4 protein-coding genes and 1 pseudogene are annotated in these 6,420 nt (G+C 72.1%); 2 read left to right on the plus strand and 3 right to left on the minus strand.

Annotated elements, in window-relative coordinates; translation table 11 throughout:
* Positions 1-74 precede the first annotated feature (74 nt).
* Positions 75-878: a PIG-L family deacetylase gene (locus ACYQ78_RS38175; RefSeq protein ID WP_459805873.1), complete on the plus strand. Its 804-nt coding sequence runs from the start codon at positions 75-77 to the stop codon at positions 876-878.
* 99 nt (positions 879-977) lie between these two features.
* On the opposite strand, the gene ACYQ78_RS38180 is transcribed toward ACYQ78_RS38175, so the two are convergent.
* Complete coding sequence (locus tag ACYQ78_RS38180) at positions 978-2,189, minus strand: RNA polymerase sigma factor (RefSeq protein ID WP_459805874.1); 1,212 nt, start codon at positions 2,187-2,189, stop codon at positions 978-980.
* 21 nt (positions 2,190-2,210) lie between these two features.
* Positions 2,211-2,558, minus strand: a complete 348-nt coding sequence (locus ACYQ78_RS38185) for a YciI family protein (RefSeq protein ID WP_459805875.1) — start codon at positions 2,556-2,558, stop codon at positions 2,211-2,213.
* Between the two features lie 110 nt (positions 2,559-2,668).
* On the opposite strand from ACYQ78_RS38185, the gene ACYQ78_RS38190 reads away from it, so the two are divergent.
* On the plus strand, positions 2,669-5,884 hold the full coding sequence (locus ACYQ78_RS38190) for an nSTAND1 domain-containing NTPase (protein WP_459805876.1): 3,216 nt from the start codon (positions 2,669-2,671) through the stop codon (positions 5,882-5,884).
* A gap of 50 nt (positions 5,885-5,934) precedes the next feature.
* Here the strand turns inward: ACYQ78_RS38190 and ACYQ78_RS38195 are convergent.
* Positions 5,935-6,420, minus strand: a pseudogene (locus tag ACYQ78_RS38195) (hypothetical protein); the annotation flags it as partial.

Raw genomic sequence — 6,420 nt, forward strand, 5'->3', positions numbered from 1 at the left:
ACACCGCCTGAGATGTCACGCGAAGGTGCGACTGTGCTTCCCTGAGGGAACCGGCGCTGCCGTAGGGTCGAGGAATGCTGACGCTGATGGCGGTGCACGCCCACCCCGACGACGAGGTCATGGGGACCGGCGGAGTCTTCGCGAAATACACGGCCGAAGGGGTGCGAACCGTCCTGGTGACCTGCACCAACGGGGAGCAGGGCGACGGGCCCGGCGGGGTGAAGCCGGGGGATCCCGGGCACTCCGAGGCGGCCGTGGCACAGCAGCGGCTGGCCGAGCTGGCCGAGTCGGTGGGGCACCTCGGCATCCAGCACGTCGAACTGCTCGGATACCACGATTCGGGCATGGCCGGATGGTCCGGAAACGCGAACCCCGAGGCGTTCACCAATGCCGACTTCGACAAGGCCGTGGCGAAGGTGGCGGCGCTGATGGAGGAGTACCGGCCGCAGGTCGTGGTGACCTATGACGAGAACGGCAACTACGGGCATCCCGACCACATCCAGGCCCACCGGGTCGCGGTGGCGGCGGCCGAGGCGACCGGGATTCCGGCCAAGTTCTACTACACGGCGATGCCCCGGAGGGTCATCCTGGCGTCGTTCGCGGCGATGAAGGAGCAGGGCATCGACCCCGGCTGGGAGCCGCCGGAGGACTTCGGCACCCCCGACGAGCTGATCACCAGCGTGGTCGACACCCACGAGCAGGCCGACGCGAAGATCGCGGCCCTGCGGGCCCACGCGAGCCAGGGCGACAGCATCGCCCTGCTGTCGCTCCCGCCCGAGATGCAACGCGGGGCCATGTCGACCGAGTGCTTCGTCCGGGTCTTCACCAAGGTCCCCGCCCCCGACCAGGAAGACGACCTCTTCGCCGGCCTGCGCTAAGCACCACGCCTCGCGAACGCTCCCGGCGCTTGGCGGCTCAGGCGATGCACCTCGCCGCACCGGTGCCGAATTCCCGCAAGCTCGATTGCGCGGCCGTCGTCATGCGAGCTGATCGCCGCTTACATCAGGTCGGGACCGGCGCTCGTAGAGGGCCTTTTCCTGCGCGTTGCGAGTGAGTTCGGCTGCCTGCCGGAAGGCCGCTCGGGCCTCCTCTCTTCGTCCACTGCGTTCGAGGAGGTCGCCGCGGACGGCGGCGAGGTGGGGGTTTCCCGCCAGGTCCAAGCCGTCGAGGATGGCCAGGCCCGCTTCCGGGCCTTCGGACATGCTCACCGCTACGGCGCGGTTGAGTTCGACGATCGGGGACGGGGCCACGTGGGCCAGCAACTGATAGAGGGCGGCCATCCGGGGCCAGTCGGTGTCGGCGAAGGTCGCGGCCCTCGCGTGGACGGCCGCGATGGCGGCCTGGAGGCCATATGGGCCCAGGACACCGGTCGATTCGGCTCGGGTCAGGGCTTCCAGACCTCGGCGGATGAGGAGGCGGTCCCATTTCGCGCGGTCCTGGTCGGCCAGCAGGATCGGCGCGCCGTCGGGGGCGACGCGGGCGGCCAAGCGGGACGACTGGATCTCCAGCAACGACTGGAGGCCCAGCGCCTCGGATGACGAGGGCATCAGCGCGGCCAGCACGCGTGACAGCCGTAGCGCCTCGAAGCACAGGTCGGTGCGGGTCCAGGACTCGCCTGAGGTCGCCGAATAGCCCTCGTTGAAGATCAGGTAGATGACCTCCAGGACCGACGCCAGCCTCGCAGGTAGCTCCTCGGCCGGGGGCAGTTCGATCGGGACCTTCCGCAGGGCCGCCTTGGCGCGGTAGATCCGCTGGCCGACCGTCGGCTCCGGCACCAGGAACGCACGGGCGATCTCCGCGGTCGTCAGGCCGCCCAGCAGGCGCAGGGTCAGGGCCAGGCGCCCCTCGACGGCCACGTCGGGGTGGCAGGCGGTGAAGATCAGGGTCAGCAGTTCGGGTTCCGGCCGGGCGGGTGGCTGCTGGGCGAGTTCGCGGAGTTTCTCCTCGTACACCCCCTGGCGTCGCAGGTGGTCGATGGCCTTGCGCTTGGCGGTCGTGGTCAGCCAGCCGCCGGGGTTCTCCGGGACCCCGTCACGGGGCCAGGACTCCAGGGCCAGCACGAACGCGTCCTGCGCGGACTCCTCGGCGAGGCCGAGGTCGCCGGTCAGGCGGGCCACGGTCGCGATGACCTTGGCCGATTCGATGCGCCAGACGGCCTCGATGGTGCGGATCGGATCGGGAAGCCCCATGCCTCCCGATCCAATCAGAGGTCAGAACGTCATCAGGGGGTACACCCGGGAGACGCCCTCCCACCCCGGCCACAGGTCGCGGTGGGGCTTCATGAAGCGGTTGGCCCACTCGACGGCCTCGGCCTCGTCGCGGACCTCGTAGATGGCGTAGCTGATCAGTTCCTTGGCCTCGGCGAACGGGCCGTCGGTCACCGTCAGTTTGCCGCCGACGACCTCGACCTCGGCGGTCTGGGGCAGCAGGCCGCTCTGGTCGACGAGGGCGCCGGCCTCGGTGGCCTCCCGGCCGAGCTGCATGATCGCCTGCATGAGTTCGGCGGGCGGCGGGGTCTCGGGCTGGGTGGTGCGGGTCAGCGTGATCAGGTAGCGCATGGGTGTTCTCCATTCGTTCTCGTGTGAACCTACGACCCCTCTACGAACGGCCGACCGGTGTTTCGACAGGCGCCGGTTACTTTTTTCCGATTTCCGGCCATGCTTGTCAGGTGAGCAGCAGGCCTCCCTACCCGGGGTTGGCGGCGTTCGGGCCACCCGACGCCGCCGTGTTCTTCGGCCGTGACCATCTCCTTTCCGACCTGCGACGACGTACACGGAATGAGAAGCTGGTCGTCGTCACGGGCGCGTCGGGAGCGGGGAAGACCTCGCTCGTCGGCGTCGGCCTCACCGGTGGGCTGTGGCTGCGGCCGGGGGCAGATCCGGTCGGCGCGCTGCTGGCGGCGTTCGGGGCCACGATGGACCACGAACGGCTGGCCGCCGCGCCGCATCACCTCGACGAACTGGGCGATCCGGGGCTGATCGTGGTCGACCGGTTCGAGGAGGTCTTCGCGGCCTGCCGCGACCTCACCGCCCGGCAGACCTTCGTCGGCGCGCTCGCCGCCACGCGGGCGCATGTCGTGCTCGTGCTGCGCGCCGATTTCACCGGCGACGCCGCCGCCTTCTCCGAGCTGGTCGCGGGCCTGTCCCGGCCGCTCCTCGTCTCTCCCCTGTCTCTGGACGACCTCCGCACCGCCATCGAGCAGCCCGCTCTGGCCCACGGGGTGACCTTCGACGAGGGCGTGGTCGACGAGATCCTCGCCGACCACAACGGCGACCTGCCCCTGCTCGCTCACACGCTGCGGGTGATGTGGGATCGGCGGGAGGGCGACGTCCTGACCTTCGAGACCTACCGGGCCACCGGCCGGGTGACCGGCGCGATCCCCCGCAGCGCCGAACGCGCGCTGGCGCGGGGTGACGCCAGGGCGGCGCTGTCGGCGCTGACCGGGCCGCACGGCACCCTCAGGGAAGGCCCGATGGTGCCCGAGCTGGCGCCGTTCGTGGCGGCCGGCCTCGTGCGGGCCGACGGCGAGACCGCCGAGCTGGCCCACGAGGCGGTGGTCCGGGCCTGGCCCCGGTTCACCGCGTGGACGGAGGCCGACCGGGCCGCCGGTCAGGTGCGGCGGGAGTTCACGGCCGACGCCAACCGGTGGGTGCTGGGCGGGTTCTCCTCGGAACATCTCTACCGGGACGCCCGGCTGGCGGCGGCCCGCGCGGCGGTGAAGCGGGCCGGGCACGACCTGTCCCCGGCCGAGATCGCGTTCCTCGACGCGAGCGCGGCCCAAGCGCTGGCGGGGCGGCGGGCCGCGGAGAAACGTACCTTCCTGAAGGGCCTTCTGTCGGTCGCCGTGGTGGCGCTGCTGGTCGTGAGCCTCGGGGCGACCGGCGCGCTGGCGCTGCTGATCACCGGGGCCACCCGCGACCGCGACGCCGCGCTCGACCGGAGCACCGACGCCGTGGCCCGCCACCTGCTCGCCCAGGGCGACGCGCTCGCCGCCGACCAGCCGATCCTCGCCCGGCTGCTGCGGCTGGCGGGGGCCGAGATCGCGCCCGCGCTGCCCGAGGCGGCGGCGGGGTTACGCGCGTCGGCGGTCCATCCGGCGCTCGACGTGCTGCGCCCACCTGGCCTGGAGCTGCTGGTCGTCGGCCCGGCCGGGGTGTCGGCCACCGTCTCCGGCGGCGACGTGACGCTGTGGCAGGACGGCCGGCAGACCGCCGTCGTGCCCGCCCACGACGCCCCGATCAGCGCGCTCGCCTTCACCCGCGACGGCCGCCGGTTCGCCACCGCCGCCTCCGACGGTTCTGTACGCATCTGGAACACCGCCTCCCGCCAGCGCATGGTCGTGATCGACGACGGCGGGCTCGGCCGCAAGGCCCTCGCGTTCAGCCCCGACGCGCGGACCCTCGCCGTCGCGGCGGCCGGGCGGAAGGTGGCGATCTGGAACACCACCACCGCCCAGCGGGTGGCGGAGGTCCCGGCCACGGCGGGCGACCGTCCCCTGGTCCTGTTCTCCAACGACGCCGGCACCTTCTACACGCTCACCGCCGACGGCCTGGCGGTCGTCGACCTGCCGTCCGGAAAAGCGCTGCGGACGCTGCCCTCCGAGCGGGTCACCTCGGCGGCCCTCACCCCGAACACGCGCACCCTCGCGGTCGGCCGGGCCGACGGCGGGGTCGAGATCTGGGGTGTGGGTGAGCGCGAGTTCGTCCGGCGGGCCGACTTCGCCGCGCACGACCGCGCGGTCGAGGCCATCGCGTTCAGCCCCGACGGTGCCACGTTCACCACGGGCGGCGCCGACGAGGCGGTGCGGATCTGGGAGACCGTCGGCCAGCGCCGGGTCGGCGCCACGATCACCGGCCACACCGGGGCCGTGATCGACGTCGCCTACGCGCCCGACGGCCACACCCTGTTCACGGCCGGCACCGATCGGACCGTCCGGATCTGGAATCTGGACGCCTACGACTCCGTCCTCGATCTCACCACCCGGGTCGCCGACCCCGGCAGCGGCCGGTTCGCCACGGTCAACGCGATCACCTTCAACCAGGACGGCACGATCTTCGCCACCGGCGACGCGACCGGCGCCGTCCGGCTCTGGCGGACCGCCTCCCGGACCCCGCTCGGGGTGCCGATCGCGACGCGCGACTCGGCGGTGCACTCGATGGTGTTCGACCCGCAGACCGGCGGCCTGGTCGTGCTGAGCAGCGACAACGTGATCAGCCTGCTCGACGTCGACAGCCGGACCAGCCAGACGTTGTGGGCCAACCCGCCGCAGGAGAGCACCAACCACGGCGTCCTCGGCCCCGACGGGCGGACGCTCGCGCTCACCTACGGCGCCGAGGTGGAGCTGTGGGACAACCAGACCCGGCAGCGCACCGGGCGGCTCGGCGGTCACGCCGGTGACGTGCGGGCGGTGGCGTTCAGCCCCGACGGGCGGCTGCTGGCGACCGGGGGCGCCGACCGGGTGATCCGGCTGTGGGACCCGGTCAAAGCCGCTCCGGCCGGGCCCGCCCTGCTCGGGCACACCGGCGACGTGCTGTCGGTCGCGTTCAGCCCCGACGGCAGCGTGCTGGCCAGCGGCGACGCGAGCGGTGTGATCCGCTTCTGGGATGTCGCGTCCGGGCGCCCCCTCGGCACCTACCACGGCCGGGCCCCCGCCGACGGCGCCCCGGCGTTCGCGGCGAGCGCCCTCGCGTTCAGCCCCGACGGCGGCACCCTCGTGGGCGGTGGCCGCTTCACCGCGCCGGGCCAGCCGGCCCTGGAGATCTGGGATTCCACCCTGTACGGCACCAACGCGCGCGACCTCGTCTGCGACCAGGCCGGCCGCGACCTCACGCCCGGGGAATGGCGGGCCAACGTGCCCGGCCAGCCCTACCGGAAGGTCTGCTGACACGCCGAAGGGCCGGGTGGATCACCCGGCCCTTGGCTATTGACGTGCTGTTACGCGGTGAAGGTCGACGGGACGTACATCTCGCTGTCCGGCCTGACCTCGCCGACGAAGGTGAACTTCGCGGCCTCGCCCACGCCCTCGACGTCGACCTTGACGACCTGGCCGGGGCGCAGCTCGCCGTACAGGATCTTCTCCGAGAGGGAGTCCTCCAGCTCACGCTGGATGGTCCGGCGGAGCGGACGGGCACCCATCACCGGGTCGTAGCCCCGGTCGGCGAGGACCTGCTTGGCGGCCGGGGTGAGCTCCAGGCTCATGTCCCGGTCCTTGAGCCGCGCGTCGACCTGGTTGAGCATGAGGTCGACGATGCGGATGATCTCGTTCATCGTGAGCTGGTGGAAGACGACGGTGTCGTCGACGCGGTTGAGGAACTCGGGCCGGAAGTGCTGCTTGAGCTCTTCCTGGACCTTGGCCTTCATCCGGTCGTAGTTGCCCTCGACGTCGTTGTTCTTGGCGAACCCGACCCCGATGCCCTTGGA

Source organism: Herbidospora sp. RD11066, assembly GCF_054661255.1.

Coding starts and splice junctions, on each gene's coding strand:
- ACYQ78_RS38175 (WP_459805873.1), top strand. CDS start 75: ATGCTGACGCTGATGGCGGTGCACGCCCACCCCGACGACGAGGTCATG.
- ACYQ78_RS38180 (WP_459805874.1), bottom strand. CDS start 2,189: ATGGGGCTTCCCGATCCGATCCGCACCATCGAGGCCGTCTGGCGCATC.
- ACYQ78_RS38185 (WP_459805875.1), bottom strand. CDS start 2,558: ATGCGCTACCTGATCACGCTGACCCGCACCACCCAGCCCGAGACCCCG.